This window comes from Herbaspirillum autotrophicum (assembly GCF_001189915.1).
In the GTDB taxonomy this organism is placed as follows: domain Bacteria; phylum Pseudomonadota; class Gammaproteobacteria; order Burkholderiales; family Burkholderiaceae_D; genus Herbaspirillum; species Herbaspirillum autotrophicum.
In genome coordinates this window covers 22053-48390 of sequence record NZ_LFLS01000004.1, presented here as the reverse complement: position 1 = coordinate 48390, position 26338 = coordinate 22053, and the positions used below count along the sequence as shown (strand labels likewise).

Here is a 26338-nt window from a genome sequence, read left to right as displayed (position 1 = left end):
GGCATGGTTGTTGTTGGTTTATTTGAATGAAATTGATGAATTACGCAAACAAGCACGCATTGGTACTCGGACTCGGTGAATCCGGTCTGGCGATGGCGCGGTGGCTGGTCCACTGCGGTGCCCGTGTGCGCGTTGCCGATACCCGCGATGCAGCGACGCTGACCGAGCGTCTGGATGCCTTGCGTGCAGCGGCTCCCGAGGCCGGATTCGTCGGTGGCCAGCCGCTTGATGCAGGGTTGCTGGCAGAGATTGACTTCGTTGCCGTCAGTCCCGGTCTGTTCCCGGAGCGCGATCTCGGATTGCTGGCAAACGCGGCAGCCGAAAAAGGCATTCCGCTGTGGGGTGAAATCGAATTGTTTGCGCAGGCGCTGGCCGCCTTGCGCGACGAGCAAGCTTACATGCCGAAAGTGCTGGCGATTACGGGCACCAACGGCAAGACCACCGTGACCAGCCTGACCGGCATGCTGTGCCAGCGCGCCGGCCTGAGCGTCAAGGTCGCCGGTAATATCAGCCCGGCAGCATTGGATGTGTTGCGCGAAGCACTGATCGAAGATCAGGCCTACGCAGTGGTGCGCGCCGAGCAGGATGCACTGGAAGCGGCGCAGGCTGCGGAAACGCTGGCTGCTGAAACTGCGGCTGCCGCAGAACTGCAAGCGCAGGTTGCGGCAGAAGAGCAGGCCGTAGCAGAGGCCGCAGCCAAAACGCAAGCGTTGGCGATCACGCCTGATACTGCCAGCACGTCGGTGCTGCCGGAAACATCCGAGACGGCCAGCACTGAAACAATAGAAGACATTGCACAGGCGGATGCGCCAATCGCGCCAGCGGCAGAGCCGGTGGCAGACGAGCATGAGGTCGCCACGGCAGCGCTCGCAGAGCCGTCGCCGGAGCAGCCTGATGTGGAAACGGTGGTTGCCGAAGCAGATGCAGATATTACAGAGGCATTGCCCGAATCAGAATTTGACGATGAGCCGGAAGCAGTACCGGCACCGCTCGACGATGATGCGCCGCTGACGTTTGTGCCGCCACCGCCGCCGGCACCGCCGGCCAAAATCTATCGCGGCATCTTGCCGCAGGTGTGGGTGCTGGAATTGTCCAGCTTCCAGTTGCATGCCACTTACAGTTTGCAGGCCGATGCCGCTACGGTGCTGAATGTGACCCAGGACCATCTGGACTGGCATGGCAGCATGGAAGCCTACGCCGCTGACAAGGCGCGTATTTTCGGCGAACGCACCGTGCGCGTGCTCAATCGCGACGATCCGCTGGTCATGCAGATGGCAGCGCCCGATGCGGTGCTCAGCAGTTTCGGTCTGGCCGCACCGGCCAAGGCCAACAGCTTTGGCTTGTACGATGAAAACGGCATGCTGTGGCTGGCCAATGCGGTGGTGCAAGAGGATGACGAAAAGCCGGAAGGCAAACGTCGCAGCAAGAAAGATCAAAAACCGGTGGAATTGCCGGTGGTGGTCAAACGTCTGATGCCGGTGGATGCATTGCGTATCCGCGGTTTGCACAATGCCCTCAATGCGCTGGCTGCACTGGCGCTGTGCCGCGCCATCGACTTGCCGCTGGCGCCGTTGTTGCATGGCTTGCGGGAATACACGGGCGAGCCGCACCGGGTCGAACTGATCACGACGATTCAAGATGTCGAATATTACGACGACAGCAAAGGAACCAACGTCGGCGCTACCGTCGCGGCCCTCAACGGGCTCGGTCATGGCGGCAAGCCAAACCGGCTGCTGCTGATTGCCGGTGGCGACGGCAAGGGCCAGGATTTTTCGCCGTTGGCGGAACCGTTATCGAAATACGGGCGCGCAGTATTTCTGATCGGCCGCGATGCGCCGGCGATCCGCGCTGCCGTTGCCGATACCGGGATCGACCTGATCGATTGCACAACATTGGAAGAAGCGGTGGAAAAGGCCGGCCAGATGGCGCAGCCGGGCGAGGCAGTGTTGCTGTCGCCGGCATGCGCCAGTCTCGATATGTTCCGCAACTATGCGCATCGGGCCCAGGTATTCGTTGATGCCGTGCGGGAACTGGCGTTGTCACGCGGTGAGGTGGTGGCATGAAATTTTCGTTCCCTTCGATTGGTGCATGGTTCGGGCTGAAAGCGGCGCAGTCGCCGTTTACGGTATCCCGCGACCCGCAGCGCAATGGCATGAAGGGGACCACCGGTTTCGAACAGCGCTCCAAAATGATGGAGTACGACCAGCCGCTGGTGTGGGTGGTGCTGTTGTTGATGTTGTTCGGCATGGTCATGGTGTATTCGGCGTCGATTGCATTGCCCGATTCGCCCAAGTACGCCAACTACAAGACCTCGCACTTTCTGGTGCGGCAGGCAATGTTCATCGGCGTGTCGCTGGTGGTGAGTTTGCTGGTGTTCCGGATCAAGATCGAAACCTGGCAAAAATGGGCGCCGTATCTGTTTGTCGGCACGCTGATTCTGTTGGCCATGGTGTTGATTCCGGGCGTCGGCAAGGGCGTCAATGGCGCCAAGCGCTGGTTGTCGTTCAAGGTATTCAACTTGCAACCGTCGGAATTGATGAAGCTGTTCATCGTCTTGTACGCCGCCGATTACACGGTGCGCAAACAAGAAGTGATGCACAAGCTGACCAAGGGTTTCATGCCGATGACACTGGCGGTCGGCGTGGTCGGTTTGCTGTTGCTGCTGGAACCTGACCTCGGCGCGTTCGGCGTGATCGTTTGCATCGCCATGGGTATCTTGTTTTTGGGCGGTATCAATGGCGTCTGGTTTGGCGGCATCGGCGCCACGCTGGTAGGGATTTTCTCGCTGGTGATCGTGTTGTCGCCATGGCGTCGGGAACGGATTTTTGCTTACCTCAACCCTTGGGTGGAAGAAAACGCCCTCGGCAAGGCTTACCAGTTATCGCACTCGCTGATTGCCTTCGGGCGCGGCGAGTTGTTTGGCGTCGGGCTCGGCGGCAGTGTCGAGAAATTGCACTATCTGCCGGAAGCGCATACCGACTTCTTGCTGGCGGTGATCGGTGAAGAGTTGGGTTTTGCCGGTGTGCTGGTAGTGGTGCTGTTGTTCTACTGGCTGATCAAGCACGCATTTGAAATCGGTCGTCAGGCAATTGCGCTGGATCTGACATTTGCCGGACTGGTGGCCAAGGGTATCGGCATCTGGATCGGGGTGCAGACCTTCATCAACATGGGCGTCAATCTGGGCTTGCTGCCGACCAAGGGATTGACCTTGCCGTTGATGAGCTACGGCGGTTCCGGTGTGCTGCTCAATTGCGTCGGTCTGGCGATCTTGTTGCGCATCGATTATGAAAACCGGGTCTTGATGCGCGGAGGTCGCCTATGACGCACAAGCGACTGTTGATCATGGCGGCCGGTACCGGCGGCCATATTTTCCCGGGACTGGCGATTGCCGACACCATGCGCGCGCGCGGCTGGAGCGTTACCTGGCTTGGCACCACGCATGGCATGGAGCGCGATCTGGTACCGCGCCACGGGGTAGAGATGGATTCGATCACCTTTGCCGGTTTGCGCGGCAAGGGTTTGATGCATACCGCCCGCGGTGCGTGGCGTTTGCTGGCCAGTTTCGGCAGTTGCTGGCGGATTTTGGCCAAGCGCCAGCCGGATGTGGTGTTGGGCATGGGCGGTTATGTCACGGTGCCGGGTGGCGCCATGGCCAGATTGCGCGGCGTGCCGCTGGTGCTGGTGAATGCCGATGCCGCCTTGTTGTTGTCGAACAAGACGCTGGCGCCGTTGGCGACGCGGGTGCTGTTCGGTTTCCCGGCCGATTTCGGCAGCGCTGCCGGCAAGGCTGAAGTGACCGGCAATCCGGTGCGTCAGGAAATTCTGGCGTTGCCGTTGCCGCAGCAACGTTATGCCGGCCGCAGCGGACCGTTGCGCATCCTGGTGGTAGGCGGCAGTCTTGGCGCCAAAGCGTTGAATGATTGTGTGCCGGCAGCACTGGCGCGCTTGCCGCAACATCTGCGTCCGGTGGTGACGCATCAGTCCGGCAAGCAACATGTTGAAGTATTGCGCAAGGCCTATGCCGACGCGCAAGTGCAGGCGGAAGTGGTGGATTTCATTGATGACATGCCGCGTCGTTATGCGGATGCCGATCTGGTGATTTGCCGTGCCGGCGCCATTACGGTGTCGGAATTGACGGCCGCCGGTGTGGCCAGCGTGCTGGTGCCGCTGGTGGCATCGACCACCTCGCATCAGCGTGACAACGCAAAGTGGATGGCGGGCAAGCAAGCAGCATTGCATGTGCCGCAAACAGAATTGACGCCGGACAGCCTGGCAGCATTGCTGCAATCGCTGAACCGCGCAGCCTGCCTGCAAATGGCGCAGGCAGCATATGAACAAGGCCGGCGCGACGCCAACGAAGCGATCGCGCAGGTACTGGAAAGATTGGTGAAGCAATGAAACATCGCGTTAAAAATATCCATTTCGTCGGCATCGGCGGCTCTGGCATGAGCGGCATCGCTGAAGTGATGCTCAACCTCGGCTATGGCGTCTCCGGTTCCGATCTCGGCAGCAATGCCGCTACCCAACGGCTGGCACAACTGGGCGCGCGGATTGTCTACGGCCATGCGGCAGAGAATATCGAGAATGCCGACGCTATCGTGACCTCGACTGCGGTCAAGGGCGACAATCCGGAGGTGTTGGCGGCGCGCAAGAAGCATGTGCCGATCGTGCCGCGCGCGGTCATGCTGGGTGAGCTGATGCGTCTCAAGCAAGGGATCGCGATTGCCGGTACCCATGGCAAGACCACCACCACCAGTCTGGTGGCGAGCGTATTGGCGCAGGGCGGACTGGATCCGACCTTCGTGATCGGTGGTCGTCTGACCAGCGCCGGCGCCAACGCCAAACTCGGTTCGGGCGACTTCATCGTGGCCGAAGCCGACGAGTCGGATGCCTCGTTCCTGAATCTGACGCCGGTGATCGAAGTCATCACGAATATCGATGCCGATCACATGGAAACCTACAACCACGACTTCGCCAAGCTCAAGCAGGCGTTTGTCGAATTCACCCAGCGCTTGCCGTTCTACGGCGTCGCGGTGTTGTGCCTGGATGATCCGCATGTGCGTGAAATCATGCCAATGATTTCCAAGCCGATCCTGACCTACGGCTTCCATGAAGATGCCGATATCCGTGCCATTGATGCCAAAGCGGTCGAAGGCAAGATGGAATTCACGGCGATCCAGGACGGCTACGCGCCGATGCAGGTCAGCCTGAATCAGCCCGGCATGCACAATGTCCAGAACGCGTGCGCCGCAATTGCGATTGCGCGCGAGCTGGATGTCGACGATGCCGCAACGCAAAAAGCCCTGACCGAATTCAATGGCGTCGGCCGGCGCTTTACCCGCTATGGCGATGTCGCCTTGCGCGATGCCGAAGGCAAGCCGGCCGGTTCGTTCACGCTGGTGGATGACTATGGTCATCACCCGGTGGAAACGGCGGCCACCATTTCAGCCGCGCGTGGTGCTTATCCGGGGCGGCGTCTGGTGCTGGCGTTCCAGCCCCATCGCTACACCCGCACGCGCGATTTGTTTGAAGACTTCGTCAAAGTGTTGTCGACCACCGATGTGCTGGTACTGGCCGAGGTCTATGCCGCCGGCGAACAAGCCATTGTTGCCGCTGACGGCCGTTCGCTGGCGCATGCGCTGCGCGTGGCCGGCAAGGTGGAACCGGTGTTTGTGGAAGATATCGCCGATATGCCCGACACTATTTTGACCGTGGTGCGCGATGGCGATGTGGTGATGACCATGGGCGCAGGTTCGATCAGCGGCGTACCGGCCAAACTGACGGCGCAAGCGGCGGATCCGGCCGCGCGGGAGGCGTGATGAGTACAGAACAGAACCTGGCAAAGCAGTTCGGCAAGGTGGGCGTCTTGTTCGGTGGTCGTTCGGCCGAGCGTGAAGTATCCCTGATGTCTGGCACCGGCGTATTGCAAGCCTTGCGCAGCAAGGGCGTCGATGCCCATCCGTTCGACCCGGCCGAGCGCAGTCTGGCGGAACTGGCGGCAGAGAAATTTGATCGCGTGTTTATCGCCTTGCATGGTCGCTACGGTGAAGACGGCAGCCTGCAAGGCGCGCTGGAACAACTGGGCATTCCGTACACCGGACCCGGCGTGATGGCATCGGCGATTGCGATGGACAAGATCATGACCAAGCGCATCTGGCTCGGCCATGAATTGCCGACACCGCGCTTCGTGGTGCTGGACGGTCTCGCGACGTCACGCGAAACCTTGCGTGAGGTGCCGGATGTACTGGGTTTGCCATTGATGCTGAAAGCGCCGCACGAAGGTTCGACCATCGGCATCAGCAAGGTCGCCGGTTATTCCGACATGCAGGAAGGCTTTGCCCTGTGCGCCAAATATGACGACGTGGTGCTGGCCGAAGAATTCGTGCGCGGCCGCGAACTGACCGTGCCGGTACTCGGCAAAGGCCGTCAGGCGCGCGCCTTGCCGGTGATTGAAATCCGTGCACCGGAAGGCAATTACGATTATCAGCACAAGTATTTCGGCGATGAAACCAAGTATCTGTGCCCGGCGCCGCTTGATGCCGCGCTGACGCAGCGGATCCAGGAACTGGCGGTGCAGGCTTTCAATGCCCTCGGTTGCCGTGGCTGGTCGCGGGTCGACTTCATGTTGCGCGAAAGCGATAACGAACCGTTTTTGCTGGAAATCAATACGTCGCCGGGCATGACCGGACATTCGCTGGTGCCGATGTCGGCGCGTGAGGACGGTTTGAGCTATGAAGATTTGTGTTGCGAAATCCTGAAGCTGGCGGCGCTTGATTGCACGCCATCCAAGGATTGGACGCCGCCGGCGTCAGCGTAGAAGTCAACGGTTAACAACAGATAGCGACTATGTGGCATGACGTCAAACTGCTCAACGCAACCACCAACGCCCTGATCGCGTTGGTGTTGTTGGTGTTGCTGGCGAGCGGTTTGTGGTGGGTGGCGCAGCGGCCGATGTTTACGCTCAAGACGATTCGGGTCGAGGGCATGGCCGACACACCGTTGCGGCGGGTCAATTCACTGACCATCCGCGCCAGTGCGGTGCCACGTATCAAAGGCAATTTTTTTACTGCCGATCTGGATGCCGTACGCGCGGCATTTGAGTCGGTACCTTGGGTGCGCAAGGCGATGGTGCGACGCGAATGGCCGAACAAGCTGATCGTGACCGTGGAAGAACACCGCGCATTGGGCACCTGGGGTGATGATGGGCGGCTGTTGTCGGTGAAGGGGGATGTCTTCACCGCCAATCTGGCCGAAGCCGAAGACGACGGCGAATTGCTGGAGTTCGAAGGACCGGACGGCAGCGAGAAGGAAGTGGTGGCACGGTTTGCGCAATTTCGTAACTGGTTTGCGCCGATCCGGCTGACGCCGGAAGCGGTGCACTTGTCGAATCGTTACGCCTGGAGCGTCAAGCTCGATAACGGCATGACGGTGGAGTTGGGACGCGAGCAGGGTGATGCACTGTTGAAAGAACGCATCAGTCGCCTGGTATCGGTGTATCCGCAATTGCTGGAGCGCTTGCAGGGGAAGATTGAAAACGTGGACATGCGCTATCCGAATGGTTTGGCATTGAAGGCGGACGGTCTGGTACTGGCTGCATTGAACGGAAAGAAAAAATGAGCGGAACGATATGACAAAAGACGCAAAAAATTTGATCGTCGGCCTCGACATCGGCACCTCCAAAGTGGTGGCGGTGGTGGCAGAGGTATTGCCAGACGGCCGCCATGAAGTGATCGGCCTTGGCCAGTCCGAGTCGAAGGGACTCAAAAAGGGCGTGGTGGTCAATATCGAGGCGACCGTGGAATCGATTCAGCGCGCGCTCGAGGAAGCCGAGCTGATGGCCGACTGCAAGATCAGAAATGTCTACACCGGGATCGCCGGCAGTCATATCCGCAGCTTCAATTCGAGCGGCATGGTCGCGATCAAGGACAAGGAAGTCAGCGCTGCCGACGTCTCGCGCGTTATCGAAACGGCCAAGGCGGTGAACATCCCGACTGACCAGCAATTGCTGCATACGGTGCCGCAGGAATTCATTGTCGATAATCAGGAAGATGTACGTGAACCAATCGGCATGAGCGGCATCCGACTGGAAGTTAAAGTGCACATCGTCACCGGTGCCGTTTCTGCCGTGCAAAACATCGTCAAGTGCGTGCGCCGTTGTGGACTCGAAGTGTCGGATCTGATCTTGCAGCCGATGGCTTCTGCTGATTCAGTGCTGACGCCGGATGAACGTGAACTCGGTGTGGTGCTGGTGGACATTGGTGGCGGTACCACCGATGTGGCGGTATTCACGGAAGGTGCGATTCGTCACACCGCAGTGATTCCGATTGCCGGTGATCAGATCACCAACGATATTGCCATGGCCTTGCGCACGCCGACGCTGGAAGCGGAAGAAATCAAACTGCGTTACGGCGTTGCCAAGCAGATATTGGCAGACCCGACCGAGACGCTGGAAGTGCCGGGCCTCGGTGACCGCAATCCGCGCACCTTGTCGCGACAGGCGCTGGCAGCGGTGATCGAGCCGCGGGTGGAAGAGTTGTTTGCATTGGTGCATCAGGTCGTGCGCGAGTCGGGCTACGAAGAGGTGTTGTCTTCGGGCATCGTACTGACAGGTGGTTCGGCGATGATGCCGGGAATGATAGAGCTGGCCGAGGATATTTTCCTCAAGCCAGCGCGATTGGGGACGCCGGAGTATAGCGGTCAGCTTGCAGATGTCGTGCGCAGCCCGCGTTATTCAACGGTACTGGGGTTGTTGTTGGAAGCGAAAAAGCAGTATCTGCGCGGGTACATCGTGACTCGTCAGGAAGGTTCGGTAAAAGCAATCTGGCAACGCATGAAAGAATGGTTTCTCGGCAATTTTTAAGCTTCACGGTTCAGGCATTCAGATTATTCAGGCAGTATTTTTGTTTAGTTAAATTGAGCAATTCGCAGTTCTCAGTTGCTAGTCGTCACACCGCGTGATGACTACCAACTGCAAGCTGCACCAACATATATTTAAAGGAGTCATCATGGAAATAGATATGCTCGACAATGCCACGCTTGGCACTATCATCAAGGTCGTTGGCGTCGGCGGTGCGGGTGGCAATGCAGTGCAGCACATGATCAACAAGGGCGTGTCCGGCGTTGAGTTCATTGCAGCCAATACTGATGCCCAGGCATTGAAGATGTCGAAGGCCGACAACGTGATCCAGATCGGCGAGACCGGTCTGGGTGCAGGCATGAAGCCGGATGTCGGCCGTCGTCTGGCAGAAGAAACACGCGCGCGTATCGAAGATGCACTGCGCGGCGCGCACATGGTGTTTATCGCTGCCGGCATGGGCGGCGGTACCGGCACCGGTGCTGCACCGGTGGTGGCGCAAGTGGCCAAGGAATTGGGCGCGCTGACAGTGGCGGTGGTTTCCAAGCCGTTTTCGTACGAAGGTCAGAAGTGCATGGACATCGCTGATCAGGGTCTGGAAGAACTGGCGCAGCACGTCGACTCCCTGATCATCATCCTCAACGAAAAGCTGGAAGAGATCTACGAAGACGACAGCATGATCGAGTGGCTGGGTCATGCCGATGACGTGCTCAACAATGCCGTTGCCGGTATTGCTGAAATCATCAACGTGCCGGGTCATATCAACGTCGACTTCAATGACGTCAAGACCATCATGGGTGAACAAGGCAAGGCAATGATGGGTACCGCGACTGCCAGCGGCGTTGATCGCGCCCGCGTGGCAGCCGAGCAGGCAGTGGCTTCACCGCTGCTCGACGGTATCGATCTGTCCGGCGCGCGCGGCGTGCTGGTCAACGTGACCGCCAGCCGTAACCTCAAGGGTAAGGAAATCAAGGAAGTCATGGCAACCGTGCGCGCGTTCGCCGCCGCCGATGCATCGATCGCGCAGGGTATCGCGTACGACGACAGCATGGGCGACGACATCCGTGTGACCGTGGTGGCAACTGGTCTGGGCCGTGCGCGCAAAAACGTGCAACTGGTGCAAACGCCAATGCTGCGTACCGGTACGCACAATGAGCCGATGATGGCTGGCACTGGTGGTACGCACGCCGGTCACGGCGCGGCACAGACCGGCGCCGCTTTCGGTGGCCTGAAGGCGCCGGCGGTATGGCGTCGCGAGTCGGCTTCCGACACTGTGCGTGCACTGGAAAAGAATGGCATGGAAACTTACGACATTCCGGCATTTCTGCGCAAGCAAGCTGACTGATGGCAAACGATCCTGCATTTCGGTGCGGGGTCAGCAGTTGTTGCAAGATCAGGGCATACTACGGTTTATCGTAGCAGTGCCCGAGCCGCGCCTGGTGCGCGGCATTTTTTTACCCGCTTCATTTCACCGAAGGAAATCATCATGACAATCAAAGTTGGCGACCGCCTCCCGGAAGGCTCCCTGGCAGAATTCATCGAAACCGAAACCGCTGGTTGTGCGCTCGGTCCGAATACTTTTAACGTAGCTGATCTGGTCAAGGGCAAGAAAATTGCCGTGTTTGCCGTACCCGGCGCTTTCACACCGACCTGTTCGGCCAAGCATTTGCCTGGTTACATCAAGCTCGCAGACGAATTCAAGGCCAAGGGCGTGGATGAGATCTGGGCGCTGTCGGTCAACGACGCATTCGTGATGGGCGCATGGGGCCGCGATCAAAAAGCCACCGGCATCGTCCGTTTGCTGGCCGATGGCAGCGCCACGTTCACCAAAGCGCTGGGCCTGGATGCCGATTTCAGCAAATTCGGCATGGGTACACGCTCGCAACGCTATTCGATGTTGCTCGAAGATGGCGTGGTCAAGCAATTGAACATCGAAGCACCAGGCAAGTTCGAAGTTTCGAACGCCGAAACATTGCTGGCACAACTGGGCTGATCTGCCGGTTGCGATCCGCTTGACGGAACAGCGCGGGCAATATGGCCGGACGCCCGCGGTCCGTCAGCGCGGATGTTTTTGCAACACTCTGCAAGCCGCTCACAGAGCGTAAGGCATCTTGGCTATAATGGCGGGATGTTGAAACAACGCACCATTAAAAAACGTGTCCAGACGGTTGGCGTCGGTCTGCACTCGGGAACCAAGGTTGAACTGACCTTGCGCCCGGCCGCAGTCGACACCGGCATCGTGTTCCGCCGCATCGATCTGGACCCGGTCGTCGAATTCCCCGCATCTGCAACCGGCGTCGGGGATACCCGCATGGCATCCACCTTGTCCAGAGATGGCGCCCGTGTCTCCACGGTCGAGCATTTGCTGTCGGCCTGCGCCGGTCTCGGTATCGATAACATGTATATCGATCTGACTGCCGAAGAAATTCCCATCATGGACGGCTCCGCATCTTCGTTCGTGTTCCTGCTGCAGCAAGCCGGACTCGAAGAGCAGAATGCGCCGAAGAAATTCATCCGCGTCAAAAAGATGGTCGAAGTGCGCGAAGGTGAAGGCGACAAGGCCAAGTGGGCCCGTCTGTCGCCCTACAACGGTTTCAAGCTGAAATTCTTCATCGAGTTCAATCATCCCGCAGTCGACGGCACCGGCCAGACGGCGGAAATCGATTTTGCGCTCGAGTCTTACGTCAAGGAAATTGCGCGCGCGCGCACCTTCGGTTTCATGCAGGATGTGGAAACGCTGCGCGGCATGGGACTGGCGCGCGGCGGTTCGTTCGAAAATGCAATCGTGATGGATGAGTATCGGATCCTGAATGCCGATGGCTTGCGTTACGACAATGAATTTGTGCGGCACAAGATCCTTGACGCCATCGGGGATTTATACCTGATCGGTCATCCGCTGCTGGCCAGCTACGACGCTCACAAATCCGGCCACGGCCTCAACAATCAGTTGCTGCGTGCCTTGCTGGAGCAGCCTGATGCTTATGAGATCGTGTCTTTCGATACGCTGGAATCGGCTCCGCCGACCTATGTCATCCAAGCCCAGCAAGAGTGGGCGCTCAACTAAGCTGATCGTTGATTCGGCCTGTTCCGCAGTGCGGATCAGGCCCTTCGCCTGCGCTCCGGCCGGATTGCGCCGGGTTGCCTCAGGGCACGAACAGACGGGCGTTTTCTTCCCTTTTCCTGCTATTTGATGTCGCGATGGCGGCGTACCATGTTTTCCAGCGCAGTCTTCAATGCCTGATTGCGCGGCGAATCTTCCAGCGCGCCGCTCAGATCGGCAAAGGCAGAAACGGCATGATCGGTCAGAAAACATTGTTTTTGTGCAACTGCCGGAACATAATTCTTGCCGACGTGCACTTTGATACGAATGGCGTTAATCTGCCATCCATCCTTGAGCAGTTGATCTTGCAGTTTCGGCAACTGCTGTTTGAGCTTGGTTGCCAGCGCCGCATTGGGCGTACTGAGCACCAGTTGTCCGGTATCGAACTGCATCACGTCACACGCTTTGAACATGGCGGGCAATACCGCCGAGCAATTTTTCTGTAGCGCTGCCATGCGGGTAAGGGCAGGCATCAGCGAAGCCATGGTGTCGTTGGCACGCAAAAAATCGGTCGCGTCCTTGGGTTTGCGCGTTGCGTACGAGGTCGAACCACCCTGTCTGAAGGGGGTAAAGGTTGATGGATACTTCATCGCTGAACCTTATCACATCCCACCCTTGAGAGATCGGAGTCAAAGGAGTAAAGATGCAAATTATTCTGATGCACCCGCGTCTGGCCAGAGCACGGTCGGTGACGCTCGGTTCCAAACATGTAGTGGCGCTGGTGCTGGTGTTGCTGGCAGTGATCGTCGCCGCGTCGGCAGCCTTGTCTTATGCCGTGTTGCGTCAGGCCAGCAATGGCGAATCGTCGCCGATGCTGCATAAGCTGCTGGTGTCGATGACGCAGCAGGAAGATGATCGCAAAGACAAGTTCCTGAAAGAAAACCTGGCCGTGATGGCGGTCAAGCTTGGTGAAATGCAGGCCCAGCTGATGCGTCTCGACGCGTTGGGCGAGCGGGTCCAGGGGCTGGCTGGCGTGCGGCCCGAAGAATTCAATTTCAAGGAATTGCCTGGTCGTGGCGGCATGGAAAACTCGACGCTGGCCGGTCCCGGCCGCGAGCTCGGCATGAGTGAGTTGCAGAAGATGCTGGATGCGCTGTCGCTCGATGTCGGACGCCGCTCGGATTACATGAATGCGGTGGAGTCGACGCTGATGTCGGACAAGATCAAATCGCGTCTGTTGCCCACCAATCAGCCGGTCAATGTGGCATACAACTCGTCCAGTTTCGGCTGGCGGCTCGATCCGTTCACCGGTCATAATGCCTTTCACGAAGGCCTGGACTTTCCCGGCCCGACCGGTACTTCTATCGTTGCCGCCGCCGCCGGCGTGGTGATCGCCTCGGAATATCATTACCAGTTCGGCAACATGCTGGAAATCGATCATGGCAATGACATCATCACCCGCTATGCCCATGCCTCGCAGTTGTTTGTCAAAGTCGGCGATATCGTCAAGCGCGGCCAGCGTGTCGCGGAAATCGGCACTACCGGGCGCTCGACCGGACCGCATCTGCATTTCGAAGTGCGCATTCGCGGCGTCGCTCAGGATCCGCGCAAGTTTCTGGCGCTGGGCGCGCCACCCGGCAAGGCACCGCCCAAGCCGTTGCCGGTATTTGTTGCTGGCAAGTAATTTTTGTCTGATTGAGCGCAGTATTGAATCTTTGACCTCAGTCCCAATCTATTGGGCTGTCTTCTGACAATATGTCGTGCGAATGAACGAGTTTGCTGCGTGCCGGCGTAGGTCAGGGGGCGGAACCACTGTCGCCACAGGCTGGCGTGCTAAAATCCGAGGTTTATTGGCCTCCTTCCGGTTCCGTATGCGGATTGTTTCCGTACGGAGTCATTTTTCGGCGCATTTTTAGAATCCAAGCATGTCATTACTGACCCAGATTTTCGGCAGCCGCAATCAGCGCTTGCTCAAACAATATCAAAAGATTGTCCGTCAAATTAATGCGCTCGAAGCTGGCATAGAGACGCTCTCGGATACCGAACTGCAGGCAAAGACGCAGGAGTTCAAGACGCGTGTCGGCAACGGCGAGAAGCTCGATGACATTCTGCCGGAAGCATTTGCCGTCTGCCGCGAAGCCAGCAAGCGCGTGCTCAAGATGCGCCATTTCGATGTGCAGCTGATCGGCGGCATGGCGCTGCATTTCGGCAAGATTGCGGAAATGCGCACCGGTGAGGGCAAGACCCTGATGGCGACGCTGCCGGCCTATCTGAATGCCTTGTCGGGCAAGGGCGTGCACGTGGTTACCGTCAATGATTATCTGGCCCAGCGCGATGCCGAATGGATGGGCAAACTGTACGGCTGGCTCGGTCTGAGCACCGGCATCAACCTGTCGCAGATGGAGCATGACCTGAAGCAGGGTGCTTACGCGTCCGACATCACTTACGGTACCAACAACGAATTCGGTTTCGATTATCTGCGCGACAACATGGTGTTTGATGGCGCCGACCGCGTGCAGCGCGCGCTCAATTTCGCCATCGTCGATGAAGTTGACTCGATCCTCATCGATGAAGCCAGAACCCCGCTGATCATTTCCGGTCAGGCTGAAAATCACACCGATCTGTACCACAAGATCAACGCCGTGCCGCCGCTGCTGACATTGCAGATCGGCGAAGAAACGCCGGACGGCAAGGGCAAGGTCGACGTTCCCGGTGACTACACCAAGGATGAAAAGGGCCATCAGGTCCTGCTGACCGAAGCCGGCCACGAAAAGGCCGAAGAAATCCTGACCGGCATGGGTTTGCTGCCGGAAGGCGCTTCCTTGTATGACGCTTCCAACATTTCGCTGGTGCATCACCTGTACGCCGCGTTGCGCGCGCATACGCTGTATCACAAGGATCAGCACTACGTGGTGCAAAACGGCGAAGTCGTCATCGTCGACGAATTCACCGGTCGTCTGATGACCGGTCGTCGCTGGTCCGACGGCCTGCATCAGGCAGTGGAAGCCAAGGAAGGCGTCAAGATCCAGAACGAGAACCAGACGCTGGCCTCGATCACGTTCCAGAATTACTTCCGCATGTACGGCAAGCTGTCCGGCATGACCGGTACGGCCGACACCGAAGCTTACGAATTCCAGGAAATCTACAGCCTCGAAACGGTGGTGATCCCGCCGAATCGTCCGAGCGCCCGCAAGGATCGCCAGGATCAGGTTTACAAGACATCGCAGGAAAAGTATCAGGCGATGTTGCACGACATTCAGGATTGCTACGAACGCGGTCAGCCGGTGCTGGTTGGTACCACTTCGATTGAAAATTCGGAATTGTTGTCGGGCATTCTGGCCAAGGCCAACCTGCCGCACAACGTGCTGAACGCCAAGCAACATGCGCGCGAAGCGGAAATCATTGCGCAGGCCGGTCGGCCGAAGATGATCACCATCGCCACCAACATGGCCGGTCGCGGTACCGACATCGTCCTCGGCGGCAATGTTGAAAAGCAGATCCAGATCATCGAAGCTGACGGTGCATTGTCTGATACCGACAAGCTGTCCCAATCCCAGACGTTGCGTGACGAATGGCAATCGCTGCATGATCACGTGGTCAATGCCGGCGGTTTGCATATCATCGGTACCGAACGTCACGAATCGCGTCGCGTCGACAATCAGTTGCGCGGCCGTTCCGGTCGTCAGGGCGATCCGGGTTCATCGCGTTTCTATCTGTCGCTCGACGACGCCTTGCTGCGCATTTTTGCCGGCGACCGCGTGCGCGCCATCATGGACCGTCTCAAGATGCCGGAAGGCGAACCGATCGAAGCCGGTATCGTGTCGCGTTCCATCGAATCTGCGCAGCGCAAGGTGGAAGCGCGCAACTTCGACATCCGCAAGCAATTGCTGGAATACGATGATGTCGCCAACGACCAGCGCAAGGTTATCTATCAGCAGCGTAACGAATTGCTGGAAGCGTCCGACGTATCGGAAATGATCGCGTCGCTGCGCGAAGGTGTGTTCACCGACCTGTTCCGTACTTATGTGCCGGCAGAATCGGTGGAAGAGCAATGGGATATCCCGGCGCTGGAAGCCGCGCTGAACAGCGAATGGCAATTGAACGTACCGTTGGCCGCCATGCTGGAAGCCGAACCGGATCTGACCGAAGAAGAAATTCTGGAGCGGGTGCTGGCAGCGGCAACGGCAACGTATGCCGCCAAGGTTGACGTGGTCGGCAAGGAAGCCTTCAGCGGTTTCGAGCGCAGTGTCATGCTGCAAAGTATCGACAGCCACTGGCGCGAACATCTGGCGGCGCTGGATCACCTGCGTCAGGGTATTCATTTGCGCGGTTACGCCCAAAAGAATCCGAAGCAGGAATACAAGCGCGAAGCGTTCGAACTGTTCGCCCAGATGCTGGATCTGATCAAGAACGAAGTGATCAAGATCGTGATGACCGTGCGCATCGAAAGCCGCGAAGAAATTGAAGCCGCGGAAGAAGAGTTGTCGCAATCGCACGTGGAAAACGTGCATTACCAGCACGCTGACTTCGACGCCAATGCCGCGCCCGAAGAGTTGCTGGCGCCGACCGCAGTGGCCAGCGCACCCGACCAGTCGCAGGGCAATGCCTTGCCGAAGGTCGGCCGCAACGATCCTTGCCCGTGCGGCAGCGGCAAGAAATACAAGCAATGCCACGGTAAACTGGTATAGCCCGGGCCGCTGAACCGGTTTGCGATCTCGTAGTAAGATCTCGAACCGGTTCCGAGCCGGAAAGCCGCTCTCGGGAAACCGGGTGCGGCTTTTTTGTTTTACGGATGGCAGGAGAAAAGGAATGGCCTGGATTATTCTGGTGTTGGCGGGATTGTTTGAAGTGGCGTGGGCCGTTGGCTTGAAATATACCGAGGGCTTCAGTCGCTTCTGGCCCAGCGTGGGAACGATTACCGCGATGGTGATCAGCGTCGGTTTGCTGGCGCTGGCGGTCAAGAGTCTGCCGCTCAGCACCGCCTATGCCATCTGGACCGGCATCGGCGCGGTTGGCGCCGTGATCCTCGGCATCACCTTGTTCGGCGAATCAGCATCGGCACCGCGTCTGGCATGTCTGGCGCTGATCATCGTCGGTATCATCGGTCTCAAGATTGTTTCTCCTGAATGAGTCGCTCACCTATGTTTGTACAGATCCGGCGCGGTGTCGCCGCCATGCTTTCGGTGTTTGCCGCCACGTTGCTGGCTGCGTGCGGCAGCCCGGGTCCTGCTCCTGACAAGCCGGCGCAGTCGCTTGCTGTCAGGCCGCCGGCGATCGCCGCTGCCGTTGTGGAAAAACCGCCGAGCCGTACCGCTCTGCTGGCCGCAGCGGAAACCGAATGGGCCTTTTTCGATCGCCAGCAAATCGATATGCGCGGCGAAGTACTCAGCGCTCCCCGCCTTGGTTTGCTCGAAGATGAAGGCGAAGCCGTACAGCGCGTGGGTTTGTACTGGCAAGCCGTCGGCAAGAATTTTACCGGCGCCGATACCCAGCAGGCATGGTCAGCCGCGTTCATTTCTTATCTGATGCAACAGGGCGGCGTGCCGCAAGAGGCGTTTCAGGCCAGCGATGTGCATTTCAACTATCTCAGCTATCTGAAACAACGACAAACGCTGCCGAATCCCTTGTTTGTCCTGCAACCGGTTGCCAGCACCAGCATCGTCCCCGGCGACCTGATCTGCGCCCCGCGTGAATCGAATCAGGCCACCAGCATTGACGATATTCGACCCGGCTTGCCCGGGCACTGCGACCTGGTATTTGAAGTACACCCGGATCAAGGCTGGGCCGGCGTGATCGGCGGCAATGTATTCAATTCGGTTTCCGAATCGCTGATTCCCATCGACAGCGCCGCCCATCTGATCCCGATTGCGCGCCGGCCCTGGTTCGTGGTCGCCAAGAACCTGATGTAGCACCGTCGATACGTTTACAATACTGATCTCTCTTAACCTTGCAGATAAAACATCATGGCCGTCAATTCTCCCGTTCCCGTTTCCGCCGATCTGAAACCTGTTGCCGGTATTGAGTTGGGTTACGCCGAAGCCGGCGTACGCAAAGCCAACCGCAAAGATTTGCTGGTACTGAAACTGGCACCTGGCGCGACGGTGGCCGGCGTGTTTACGCTCAATCGTTTCTGCGCTGCCCCGGTGCAAGTCTGCAAGGCTCATCTGGCGCAAGTTGATGCCACTCAGGCCATCCGCGCGCTGGTCATCAACACCGGCAATGCCAATGCCGGCACCGGTGAAGCCGGTCTGGCCAATGCCAACGCCACCTGTGCCGCGCTGGCCGGACTGCTCGATTGCTCGCCGCAACAAATTCTGCCGTTTTCCACCGGGGTGATTCTCGAACCGCTGCCAGTCGATCGCATCACTGCCGGCTTGCCGCAAGCCATCGCCAATCTGCGCGCCGACAACTGGTTCAACGCTGCCGAATCCATCATGACTACCGATACGCAGCCGAAAGCGGCCTCGCGTACCGTGACGATTGCCGGCAAGAGCGTGACCCTCACCGGCATCAGCAAAGGCGCCGGAATGATCAAGCCCAACATGGCAACCATGCTCGGCTTCCTCGCATTCGATGCCAAAGTGCCGCAGGCCATCCTGAATCAACTGGTCAAAGATGCCGCCGACAAGTCGTTCAATTGCATCACCATCGACGGCGACACGTCCACCAATGATTCCTTCATGCTGATCGCCACCGGTGCCGGCGAACTGGAGATCACCAGTGCCGCCAGCCCGGAATACGCCGCGCTGGCAGAAGCCGTGACCGCCATCTCGCAACACCTCGCGCAACAAATCATCCGCGACGGCGAAGGCGCCACCAAATTCATTACCGTGACCGTGGAAGACGGCCGCAGCGTTGAAGAGTGCCGCAAGATTGCGTACTCCATCGCCCATTCACCACTGGTGAAAACCGCATTCTTCGCATCCGATCCGAATCTTGGCCGTATCCTGGCCGCTATTGGTTACGCCGGCGTCGACGATCTCGACGTCTCGCAACTCAATATGTATCTCGATGACGTCTGGGTCGCCAAAAACGGTGGTCGCAATCCCGACTACCAGGAAGCCGATGGCCAGCGCGTCATGAAGCAAAGCGAAATTACCGTACGCGTGAAACTCGCGCGCGGCAACGCCGCTGCTACCGTGTGGACTTGCGACTTGTCCCACGACTATGTATCCATCAACGCCGACTACCGTTCCTGAATTCGTTGAGCGCCTGCTGCGCGCGACAATCTCGCCACTGCGATGCTCGCCGTACCTGAGTACGGCTGCGCTTCTCGCGGCGAGCTTGACGTGCTCGCTACGGCGCTGAACGAAATTGCTTTCTTCGATATGGTGGTCGCATGCGCCTTGTGCTTTGACAAATTTTATTCAAGCTACGCTTGCTTGCGATGCGTCAGAATGGGCTTTGTCGATTAACTCTTTTCTTTTGCCATGACTCAATTAGATCAATTCTTGCAACGTGCCGAGGCTTTGTTGGCCAGGCTGGAAACCATTTTGCCGCAGAGCGGCCAGCAACCTGACTGGAACAGCGGCGTGGCGTTTCGCTGGCGGCAACGCAAAGGTCAGGGCGGGGGGTATTTGCAGTCGGTCGGACATATTTCCAATATTGCATTGTCGGATTTGCATAATATCGGCCCGCAAAAGGAACAGATCGATCAGAACACGCGGCAATTCGTTGAAGGGCGTCCCGGCAACAACGTGTTGCTGACCGGCGCGCGCGGCACCGGCAAGTCGTCGCTGATCAAGGCTTGCCTGAATCAGTATGGGGATCGCGGTTTGCGTCTGATCGAAGTCGACAAGGATGATTTGCATGACTTGCAAGACATCGTCGACCTGGTCTCGGGACGGCCGGAGCGCTTCATCATTTTCTGCGATGACTTGTCGTTCGAAGAAGGTGAAAGCGGTTACAAGGCGCTCAAGGTGGCGCTCGACGGCAGTGTGGCGGCACAATCGGACAACGTCCTGATTTACGCCACCTCCAATCGCCGCCATCTGATGCCGGAACGCATGTCGGATAACTCGACCTATACCCATACCGATGACGGCGATTTGCATCCGGGTGAAACGGTCGAAGAAAAGATCTCGTTGTCGGAGCGTTTCGGCTTGTGGGTGACGTTCTATCCATTCAAGCAAGATGATTATCTGGACATCGTCGCGCACTGGCTGCGTCATTTCGGTTGTGATGCCGCGCAGATCGAAGAAGCCCGTGGTGATGCCTTGCGCTGGGCCTTGCAACGCAGCTCCCGGTCGGGCCGCGTGGCATGGCAGTTTGCCAAGGATTACGCCGGCAAGAGAAGCGCCTGATGACAGCTGTTGCAGCCCCCATTGATGTCGCGGTCGGCATTCTGATGAAGCCGAACGGCGATGTCTTGCTGGGACAGCGCCCGGAAGGCAAGCCATATGCCGGCTACTGGGAATTTCCGGGTGGCAAGGTTGAATCGGGCGAGGCCATCAGCGATGCGCTCAAACGCGAGTTTCTGGAAGAGTTGGGCATCCGGATCATCTCGGCTGAACCTTGGTGTGGCGTGCAGCATGTGTATCCACATGCGCACGTGCGCCTGCATTTCTACATCAGCCGGGAGTGGGAAGGCGAGCCGCAAAGCCTGGAAGGGCAAGCATTCGCCTGGCAAGGCAGCGTCGATGTGACGCCGCTGTTGCCGGCCACGATTCCATTGATTGAATGGATTACCCGCTTGCGCGATTGAGGTGATGCTGCGTTGAGGTGCCGGATGAACAAGGTTCAGCGGCATGAGCCGGCGATTACTGCAGCGGCTTGCCCTCGTCATCCAGTTCTTCAGGCAGGTTGACTGCCGGAATGGCGTACTTTTCTTCGGCCCACGCGCCCAGATCGATTTGCTTGCAACGATCGGAGCAAAACGGGCGAAACTTGTTCTTCTCGGTCCATTCGACCTTGGTGCCGCATGTCGGGCAATCTACTATCGTTACCATTTCAGTTCTGTCTCAAAATCCGCAAAGCGCCAGTTCGAACGGGACTTCACCCTCGAACGGCTTCGGTTTCATGTCGCCATCCTGGGACGTAAAACGCACCCACAACATATATTTATTGGCTGATATTTCCGGGATTGCGCCCAGATTTTCATCCAGCACCAGACGCAGCATCTGATAAATCTTGCCTTGCAGCATCTGTTGGTAGCTGCCGCCTTCGGCATTGATCTTGACCGGATGGCCCGATTCGCGCAGCAGGCGCAAGACGATGGAAATCGCGTCGCACAGCGGTTGCAGCGAGGCAAACCAGTTGGAGATGTCATTGAAGCGCTGTTCCGGTGTCCGTTTTTGCCACGCGTAGTAGGACGGCAGATCGAATTCGCAGGCGCCGCCGGGAATGATGGTGCGACCGCGCACGCTCATGAGCCATTCGTTTTCGCGGATATTCTGCCCGGTCCGGCCTTGTGATGCCGACAACGCAGCGCTGGCGCGATCGACCTCGGCCAGGATCGCATTGAGCATTTCGGGTTCGACGTTGGGATTGGACTGGTAGGCCAGCAGGATTTGCTTTTGACGTTCCAGTTCTTGCAGCAGATCGGATTTGAGGTCAGCGCGTCCCGCGACTTCGAGAATTTCGAAAATCGTGGAGAGGGCGACATGATGTTGCAGCGGACTTTCCTGATGCAGGAAGAACACGAATTTCTCGTGCAGATCCTCTAACCGCAACAGCGTGCGAATACGCTCGTTGAAAGGGTATTCGTAAACGATCAAAGCTGCGTCCCTTTAAAGTTGAACCGGATTCGACCAAGCACCGATCAACGCCATAGTAGCCAGTATTGTCGAAACATGCTTGGGATTTACGTGATTCTGACCCATGCAGCGCAAAATTACAAATGCTGTACGTCATTTGTTTTTGCCAGCCTCGCATACTCTGCATGCAAGCGGGCAATCTGCGGTTTCAACGCCGCCGCATCGGCATCATTTTCGATCACATCGTCAGCTGCTGCCAGTCGCTGCGCGCGCGATGCCTGCACCGCGATAATGGCTTCGACTTCAGTGCGCGACAGCTGGTTGCGCAGCATCACCCGGGCGATTTGCGTCTCGACGCTGCAATCGACCACCAGCACGCGTCCCGCGCGTTTTTTCCAGTCCGCCGATTCGACCAGCAGCGGTACCACCAGCATCACGTAGTCACCCTGCGCCTCACTTGCTTCGCGCGCCGTTTCGCTGCGGATCAACGGATGCAGGATGGCTTCCAGTTTTTTGCGGGCAGTGCTGTCGCTGAAAACGTGGGCACGCATTTTGGCGCGATCCATGGCGCCTTCCTGATTGATGAATTCGGTGCCGAAGGTGGCGCTGATGGCGGCAATCGCGAGACCGCCGGGGGCGCTCAGGCGATGGGCGATGGCGTCGGTATCGACCAGCGCCGCACCGAGTTCGCCGAACATGTTCGCCACGGTAGTCTTGCCGCTGCCGATGCCACCGGTAAGGGTTACCGCAAACCGCGATGTCGGGGGCGGCGTCGCAGCGGCCTTGTTATGCGAAGAAGTCGTCACTTAGAAGTCCACAATCATGTTGCCGTACAGCAGGGCCAGCAGACCACCTGCTGCGAGATAAGGGCCGAACGGAATCGGAGTGTCAGCCCGATGCTTCTTCAGCGCCAGCAATACAATACCAACAATTGCACCCATGCAGGAGGCAAACAGCAGTACAAATGGCAGTGCCTGCCATCCCAGCCATGCGCCGAGCGCCGCCAGCAGTTTGAAGTCGCCTTGGCCCATGCCTTCTTTGCCGGTCAGCAGTTTGAATATCCAAAAGATCACCCATAGTGCCAGATAGCCGGCGGCAGCCCCGATCACTGCGGCACCGAGCGGTGCGAACAAGCCGTTCAGATTGAGCAGCAAGCCGAGCCATAACAGCGGCAATGTCAGATCATCGGGCAGCAGGAAGGTGCGCAGGTCGATGACACTCAAGACGATCAGGAAGCAAGTCAGGACTACCGCGCTGATGCCGGTCAGGTTCAAGCCAAAGTGCCAGATCAGCGCCCCGGCTGCCAGTGCTGTCAGCAACTCCACGGCAGGGTAGCTGGCCGGAATGGCGGTGCGGCAGTGGGCGCAGCGGCCGCGCAGCCACAGGTAACTCAACAACGGAATGTTGTGCATGGCCGTGACCGGTTGCTGGCAATGCGGACAAGCCGAACGCGGCAGCAGCAGGTTATAACGGCTGGTATGCGGTGGTGGCACGCCGTTGGCGTTGGCCACGTAATTATCCGACTCGCGCTGCATCATTTTTGGCAGGCGATAGATGACCACGTTGAGGAAGCTGCCGATCAACAGGCCGCATACGCCGGCCAGAATACTGGTCCAGAGATGGCCGGGGCTGCCTGAGAGAAAAATGTCCTGCATTACACGACAGATCCTAGTTTGAAAATCGGTAAGTACATGGCGATGACCAGGCCGCCGATCAGCACGCCCAGTACCAGCATCATAAAGGGTTCCATCAGGCTGGTGAGCGCATTGATGGCATCATCGACTTCAATTTCGTAGAAATCGGCCACTTTGCTCAACATTTGATCGAGCGAGCCGGATTCTTCGCCAATGGAGGCCATTTGACTGACCAGTGATGGAAACGCATGCGTGTTTTCCATGGCGGTGGTCAGACTGCTGCCGCTGCTGACTGCGGATTGAATGGTTTTGCTGGCGCTGGCATAGACCGCGTTGCCGGAGGCGGCGCCGACCGGTTCCAGTGCATCGACCAGCGGCACGCCGGCGCTGAACATGGTTGCCAGTGTGCGACACCAGCGCGCCAGCGCCACCTTGCGCAAGACCGTGCCGAATACGGGTAATTTCAATGCGAATTTATCAACTTTGGATTGCAGCGCCGGCGAACGCCGGATGCGGCGCCGAACAAACCAGGCACCGGCCAGCAGGGCGCCGAGTGCAATCGGTCCGTGCCGGATCAGAAAACCCGAGACTGCCACTACCACCAGCGTTGGTGTCGGCAAATCGGTTCCCATATTCTTGAACACTTCCTGAAACGATGGCACGACCCAGATCAGGATGATGGCGGTCACGCTCAGCGCAAACGCCATGATCGCCAGCGGATAGATCATGGCCGAGCGCACCTTGCCTTTGATCGCGAGTACCTTTTCCTTGTAGGACGAGAGGTTGGCGAGCATGTTATCGAGCATGCCGGCTTGTTCGCCGGCATGGATCAGACTGCAGTAGAGGGCGTCGAAATAGCGTGGATGACGGCGAAATGCCTGGTGCAGACTGGTGCCGGTTTCGACATCGTCGCGAATGGTCCGGATCAGGCGCGCCAAAACCTGTTTGGTTTGCCCCTTGCCGACAATGTCGAACGCTTTCAGCAGCGGCACCCCGGCCTTGAGCATGGTGGTGAGCTGACGGGTGAACAGGGTAATGTCTTTTTCCGTGACATCCTGACCGAAATAGACGCGTTTTCTTTTGACGCGCGTGACCCAGATGCCCTGACGTTGCAAGGTACTGTTGACTGCAGCGTTGCCGCTGGCATACAACTCGCCGCTGACCTGTTTGCCGCGCTTGTCCTTGCCTTCCCAGCGATAGAGCAAGTCGGCAGTCGTCGGTTGTGGTTCGGGTCGGTCGCGTACAGGGGGCATGCCGAAGCTCCGGTGGTGATTACAGATTGGTGCAACTGATGACTTCGTCCAGACTGGTCAGGCCTTGCCTGATCTTCTTCAACCCGGCCTGGCGCAATGTTTCCATGCCTTCCAGACGGGCCTGCGCTTCGATTTCCTGGCTGGTGGCCTGCGCCAGAATCAGGCGTTCGATTTCCTGGGTGATCAGCATGATCTGGTGGATGCCGACCCGGCCCTTGTAGCCGGTGCCGCTGCAGTTGTCACAACCCATCGGGGCATAGGCGCACCAGGTGTCGTCCAGTTCATATTCTTCGAACCCGGCATCCAGCAACACATGGTGAGGAATTTCCGCCGGCTGTTTGCAAGTGCACAGGCGACGTGTGAGCCGCTGCGCGGTAATCATGATGACCGATGAGGCGATATTGAAAGGCGGGATACCCATGTTGATCAGGCGCGTCAGGGTCGATGGCGCATCGTTGGTATGCAGCGTGGAGAACACCATGTGTCCGGTTTGGGCTGCCTTGATGGCAATATCGGCGGTTTCCAGGTCGCGGATCTCGCCCACCATGATGATGTCCGGGTCTTGCCGCAGGAATGCGCGCAGCGCCACCGGGAAGGTCAGGCCGGCGCGTTCGTTGACATTCACCTGATTGATGCCGGGCAGGCTGATCTCGGCCGGATCTTCGGCGGTGGCGATATTGATGCCGGGCTGGTTCAGAATATTCAGGCAGGCATACAGCGATACGGTTTTGCCGGAGCCGGTCGGTCCGGTCACCAGAATCATGCCGTAGGGGCGCTGGATGGTATCGAGCAACAGATCTTTCTGATCCTGTTCATAGCCGAGGGTTTCGATGCTCATCTGGGCCTGCCGCGAATCGAGAATCCGCATCACCACTTTTTCGCCGTGCAGGGTGGGCAAGGTCGAGACCCGGAAGTCGATGGCACGGGTTTTCGAAATGGCCAGTTTCAGCCGGCCATCCTGAGGCGCGCGTTTCTCGGCAATATCCATATTGGAAATCACCTTGATGCGGGATGCCAGCTTGTCCTTGATGGCGAGCGGCGGTTGCACAATATCGCGCAGTACGCCGTCAACCCGGAAGCGGATGCGGTAGAAGCGTTCGAATGGCTCGAAGTGCAGATCGGAGGCGCCCATGTTGATGGCGTCGGTCAATACTTTTTGCAGGAAGCGGACGACCGGCGCATCGTCGACGTCGGCGTTGCTCATGTTGATGGCTGCCAGACCGGCGGCCACCGGCGTTTCGCGTTCGCTGCCGACGATGTCATTGAGGGTTTGCTCGGTGCTTTGTGTAATCTGGGCGATCAGGCGCAATAGCGGCGCGTGCTCCGCCACGATCGGTTCGACCGTCATCTGGGTCTGGAATTTGATCTGGTCCAATGCCTGCGTATTGGTTGGATCCGACATCGCGACCGACAGCCGGTTGCCGAGTTTTGCCAGTGGCGCGACCCGCTGATTGCGCTGCAGCCGGGCATCAATCAGTTGACTCGGACAAAAGCTGGCGTTGAATGTGGTGAGATCGATGAAGGGATAGCCGAAGGTATCGGCGCAATACATGGCCAGCGCACGCGATTCGATATCGCCACTTTGCAGCAAGACATCGATGAAGGGGATGTTGTCCATGGCGGACTTCTTGAGCAGCAAGTCTGCCTTCGCGGCATTCAGGTGACCGGCTTGCACCAGTGAACGTGGCAGTCCGGTCATGGGCAGATCAGATTCGCTGGGATAGGCAGGCATAGGCGAACAGGTAAATTGATTCGTGCACGCGGCGGTGAGGAAAATTGCGGCGGTGTACAAAAATCAATTACCCCGAAGCAACTTTGATTGCTCCGATGATGCACATTTATTGTCTTTTTGTAAATATTGC

At 58.2% G+C, this 26338-nt stretch carries 24 protein-coding genes; 17 read left to right on the top strand and 7 right to left on the bottom strand.

Annotated features, from left to right (window positions below; all coding sequences use genetic code 11):
* Window positions 1-35 precede the first annotated feature (35 nt).
* From murD to lpxC, 10 genes are all read left to right on the top strand, one after another.
* The gene (gene murD / locus AKL27_RS04125; RefSeq protein ID WP_050461526.1) at window positions 36-2063 is read left to right on the top strand and encodes a UDP-N-acetylmuramoyl-L-alanine--D-glutamate ligase; all 2028 of its coding nucleotides are present in this window, start codon (window positions 36-38) and stop codon (window positions 2061-2063) included.
* Complete coding sequence (gene ftsW / locus AKL27_RS04120) at window positions 2060-3322, top strand: putative lipid II flippase FtsW (RefSeq protein ID WP_050461525.1); 1263 nt, start codon at window positions 2060-2062, stop codon at window positions 3320-3322. Before murD ends, ftsW begins: the two co-directional genes overlap by 4 nt.
* Window positions 3319-4398 carry an undecaprenyldiphospho-muramoylpentapeptide beta-N-acetylglucosaminyltransferase gene (gene murG, locus AKL27_RS04115; RefSeq protein ID WP_050461524.1) on the top strand — a complete coding sequence of 360 codons (1080 nt, stop codon included), beginning with the start codon at window positions 3319-3321 and terminating at the stop codon, window positions 4396-4398. Before ftsW ends, murG begins: the two co-directional genes overlap by 4 nt.
* The gene (gene murC / locus AKL27_RS04110; RefSeq protein ID WP_050461523.1) at window positions 4395-5819 is read left to right on the top strand and encodes a UDP-N-acetylmuramate--L-alanine ligase; all 1425 of its coding nucleotides are present in this window, start codon (window positions 4395-4397) and stop codon (window positions 5817-5819) included. Before murG ends, murC begins: the two co-directional genes overlap by 4 nt.
* Window positions 5819-6817: a D-alanine--D-alanine ligase gene (locus tag AKL27_RS04105; RefSeq protein WP_050461522.1), complete on the top strand. Its 999-nt coding sequence runs from the start codon at window positions 5819-5821 to the stop codon at window positions 6815-6817. Before murC ends, AKL27_RS04105 begins: the two co-directional genes overlap by 1 nt.
* Window positions 6818-6846: 29 nt before the next feature.
* On the top strand, window positions 6847-7617 hold the full coding sequence (locus AKL27_RS04100) for a cell division protein FtsQ/DivIB (protein ID WP_050461521.1): 771 nt from the start codon (window positions 6847-6849) through the stop codon (window positions 7615-7617).
* Between the two features lie 10 nt (window positions 7618-7627).
* Window positions 7628-8860: a cell division protein FtsA gene (gene ftsA, locus AKL27_RS04095; protein WP_050461520.1), complete on the top strand. Its 1233-nt coding sequence runs from the start codon at window positions 7628-7630 to the stop codon at window positions 8858-8860.
* A 145-nt stretch (window positions 8861-9005) separates the two neighbouring features.
* Window positions 9006-10199, top strand: coding sequence for a cell division protein FtsZ (gene ftsZ / locus AKL27_RS04090; protein WP_050461519.1), 1194 nt, complete (start codon window positions 9006-9008; stop codon window positions 10197-10199).
* Between the two features lie 141 nt (window positions 10200-10340).
* Window positions 10341-10847: a peroxiredoxin gene (locus AKL27_RS04085; RefSeq protein ID WP_050461518.1), complete on the top strand. Its 507-nt coding sequence runs from the start codon at window positions 10341-10343 to the stop codon at window positions 10845-10847.
* Between the two features lie 135 nt (window positions 10848-10982).
* Window positions 10983-11918 (top strand): UDP-3-O-acyl-N-acetylglucosamine deacetylase, encoded by a 936-nt coding sequence (gene lpxC / locus AKL27_RS04080; RefSeq protein WP_050461517.1) that lies wholly within the window; start codon window positions 10983-10985, stop codon window positions 11916-11918.
* A 119-nt stretch (window positions 11919-12037) separates the two neighbouring features.
* On the opposite strand, the gene AKL27_RS04075 is transcribed toward lpxC, so the two are convergent.
* Window positions 12038-12544, bottom strand: a complete 507-nt coding sequence (locus AKL27_RS04075; RefSeq protein WP_050461516.1) for a DciA family protein — start codon at window positions 12542-12544, stop codon at window positions 12038-12040.
* A gap of 53 nt (window positions 12545-12597) precedes the next feature.
* Between AKL27_RS04075 and AKL27_RS04070 the strand changes: the two genes are divergently transcribed.
* The 7 genes from AKL27_RS04070 to AKL27_RS04040 all read left to right on the top strand — a co-directional run bounded on the left by AKL27_RS04070 (window position 12598) and on the right by AKL27_RS04040 (window position 20598).
* Window positions 12598-13578 carry a M23 family metallopeptidase gene (locus AKL27_RS04070; protein ID WP_050461515.1) on the top strand — a complete coding sequence of 327 codons (981 nt, stop codon included), beginning with the start codon at window positions 12598-12600 and terminating at the stop codon, window positions 13576-13578.
* A 241-nt stretch (window positions 13579-13819) separates the two neighbouring features.
* Window positions 13820-16582: a preprotein translocase subunit SecA gene (gene secA / locus AKL27_RS04065; protein ID WP_050461514.1), complete on the top strand. Its 2763-nt coding sequence runs from the start codon at window positions 13820-13822 to the stop codon at window positions 16580-16582.
* 121 nt (window positions 16583-16703) lie between these two features.
* Entirely contained in the window at window positions 16704-17024 is a 321-nt protein-coding gene (gene sugE / locus AKL27_RS04060; protein WP_050461513.1) for a quaternary ammonium compound efflux SMR transporter SugE, read from the top strand.
* Window positions 17025-17035: 11 nt separating this feature from the next.
* A complete protein-coding gene (locus tag AKL27_RS04055) occupies window positions 17036-17803 on the top strand; it encodes a DUF2272 domain-containing protein (RefSeq protein WP_050461512.1) in 768 nt (255 codons plus the stop codon).
* A 54-nt stretch (window positions 17804-17857) separates the two neighbouring features.
* Window positions 17858-19093 carry a bifunctional glutamate N-acetyltransferase/amino-acid acetyltransferase ArgJ gene (argJ, locus tag AKL27_RS04050; protein WP_050461511.1) on the top strand — a complete coding sequence of 412 codons (1236 nt, stop codon included), beginning with the start codon at window positions 17858-17860 and terminating at the stop codon, window positions 19091-19093.
* A gap of 231 nt (window positions 19094-19324) precedes the next feature.
* Complete coding sequence (locus AKL27_RS04045; protein WP_050461510.1) at window positions 19325-20197, top strand: ATP-binding protein; 873 nt, start codon at window positions 19325-19327, stop codon at window positions 20195-20197.
* The gene (locus AKL27_RS04040) at window positions 20197-20598 is read left to right on the top strand and encodes an NUDIX domain-containing protein (RefSeq protein ID WP_050461509.1); all 402 of its coding nucleotides are present in this window, start codon (window positions 20197-20199) and stop codon (window positions 20596-20598) included. Before AKL27_RS04045 ends, AKL27_RS04040 begins: the two co-directional genes overlap by 1 nt.
* Window positions 20599-20653: 55 nt before the next feature.
* Here AKL27_RS04040 and yacG read toward each other — a convergent pair whose 3' ends face one another.
* The 6 genes from yacG to pilB form a co-directional block, all read right to left on the bottom strand.
* The gene (yacG, locus tag AKL27_RS04035; RefSeq protein WP_050461508.1) at window positions 20654-20842 is read right to left on the bottom strand and encodes a DNA gyrase inhibitor YacG; all 189 of its coding nucleotides are present in this window, start codon (window positions 20840-20842) and stop codon (window positions 20654-20656) included.
* A 12-nt stretch (window positions 20843-20854) separates the two neighbouring features.
* On the bottom strand, window positions 20855-21610 hold the full coding sequence (zapD, locus tag AKL27_RS04030; protein ID WP_050461507.1) for a cell division protein ZapD: 756 nt from the start codon (window positions 21608-21610) through the stop codon (window positions 20855-20857).
* A gap of 116 nt (window positions 21611-21726) precedes the next feature.
* A complete protein-coding gene (gene coaE / locus AKL27_RS04025) occupies window positions 21727-22395 on the bottom strand; it encodes a dephospho-CoA kinase (protein ID WP_083438861.1) in 669 nt (222 codons plus the stop codon).
* Window positions 22396-23244, bottom strand: a complete 849-nt coding sequence (locus tag AKL27_RS04020) for a prepilin peptidase (protein ID WP_050461506.1) — start codon at window positions 23242-23244, stop codon at window positions 22396-22398.
* On the bottom strand, window positions 23244-24476 hold the full coding sequence (locus AKL27_RS04015) for a type II secretion system F family protein (protein ID WP_050461505.1): 1233 nt from the start codon (window positions 24474-24476) through the stop codon (window positions 23244-23246). Before AKL27_RS04015 ends, AKL27_RS04020 begins: the two co-directional genes overlap by 1 nt.
* Before the next feature lie 19 nt (window positions 24477-24495).
* The gene (gene pilB / locus AKL27_RS04010; RefSeq protein ID WP_157056789.1) at window positions 24496-26175 is read right to left on the bottom strand and encodes a type IV-A pilus assembly ATPase PilB; all 1680 of its coding nucleotides are present in this window, start codon (window positions 26173-26175) and stop codon (window positions 24496-24498) included.
* Window positions 26176-26338: the final 163 nt, after the last annotated feature.